This is a genomic window from Mesorhizobium argentiipisi (SeqCode) (genome assembly GCF_037179585.1).
Classification (GTDB): domain Bacteria; phylum Pseudomonadota; class Alphaproteobacteria; order Rhizobiales; family Rhizobiaceae; genus Mesorhizobium; species Mesorhizobium argentiipisi.
Map to the genome: position 1 here is coordinate 1 of NZ_JAPYKO010000074.1, position 1,571 is coordinate 1,571.

Here is a 1,571-nt window from a genome sequence, read left to right on the forward strand (position 1 = left end):
GCGAGCCGAAGCGATGCCGCCCGTCGCGCTCATATCAAGGATCGCAGGCTGCTGGGAGCGCATCGATGAACGGTGCAACGGAAGTTGAAGCGCATGGCGTCGGCACGCTGACGGGCGCCATCTAACACAAGGAATCCGCTCCGGCGGATGAGGACTGATGCAGACCAGGAACGACGGAACGCACGTTATCTTATGGGATGGCCCGCCCCTCCGGTTCCGGACAGACTGTCAGTCCGTGTCAGAAGGAGGAAGGAAGATGAACATCGCCGTACTCGGAATCGATCTCGGAAAGACGCTCTGCAGCCTAGTCGGCCTCGACCGCGAAGGAGCGGTTGTGCTTCGTCGTCGAATGCGCCGTCCATCCCTTGCTGCATTCGTCCAAAAGCAACCGCGCTGCATCATTGGAATGGAGGCGTGCTGCGGTGCTCATCACCTCGCGCGTCAGTTCGTCATGGGCGGACACGAGGTTCGGCTGATGCCGCCGGAATATGTCAAACCCTACGTCAAGTCGCACAAGAATGACGATCGCGATGCGGAGGCGATCGCCGAGGCGGCGACGCGGCCGACCATGCGCTTCGTGCCGACCAGGTCGGAAGAGCAACTCGATGTGCAGACTTTGCACCGTGCACGCGAGCGGCTGGTCGGTACCCGGACGGCCCTGATCAATCAACTGCGCGGTGTGCTGTTCGACCGCGGCATCGTCATCGCGAAGGGTCGGCCAAAGCTGAACCTATGGCTGCGCGAGAACCTGCCGAACAACACGATCCTAACCGCGCGGATGCAGCAACTCGTTCATGACATGGTCCATGAACTGCACTCGCTCGATCACCGGATCAAGCAGCTCGACCAGGAGTTCGAAGCGCTCGCGAAGAGCGATCCACGGGCTCGATTGTTGCGCAGTGTGCCAGGCATTGGCGCGCTCAACGCAACGGCGCTGGCGGCAGCGGTAGGGGACGTGTCGGCGTTTGCGAAGGGGCGCGACTTCGCCGCCTGGCTGGGGCTTGTCCCACGCCAGATCACGACCGGCGGCAAGCCGCGGCTGACGGGGATCAGCAAGCGCGGGAGCACCTATATGCGCGTGCTGTTGATCCATGGCGCGCGAGCGGCACTGCCATATCTGGCGCGAATGGACACCCAGCTCGGCGCCTGGCTGCAAGCGCTGCTACAGCGCGCCAAGCGCAACGTGGTGGTCGTTGCGCTCGCCAACAAGCTGGCCCGAATCGCCTGGGCCGTGATGTCAAACCAGCGCCCCTACGAAGCCGTGATGGCCTCGAAGGGGTAACGAGTTTGGTCGAGCGGGCGCGTCCCGGCATCTGTTCGGCCGCATGAAGTCTGCGGGAGGATGTACATAGAGATGGCCCAACGGTTGATCGGCGTTCGGCAAACCTGTCGGCAGGCAGCGGCCCTTTCGAGGTCGTGTATCTTGTTAGGAGCCGGGCGCGCGAATCTCCATCTTGGCAGGACGCCTGAAGCGTCGAGGCCGGATACATTGGTGCAGACCGGGTGTGCCTCTCAAAACATTCCGCTTGCAGACGGGGCGGGCCATACATTGCCTGCGGCCGCGCCGATCG

General features: G+C 63.1%; 1 protein-coding gene. It reads left to right on the plus strand.

Annotated features, from left to right (window positions below; all coding sequences use genetic code 11):
* The first annotated feature begins 256 nt into the window (after positions 1–256).
* Positions 257–1,282 carry an IS110 family RNA-guided transposase gene (locus O7A05_RS33950; protein WP_337097769.1) on the plus strand — a complete coding sequence of 342 codons (1,026 nt, stop codon included), beginning with the start codon at positions 257–259 and terminating at the stop codon, positions 1,280–1,282.
* The last annotated feature ends 289 nt before the right edge of the window (positions 1,283–1,571 follow it).

Coding starts and splice junctions, on each gene's coding strand:
- O7A05_RS33950 (WP_337097769.1), top strand. CDS start 257: ATGAACATCGCCGTACTCGGAATCGATCTCGGAAAGACGCTCTGCAGC.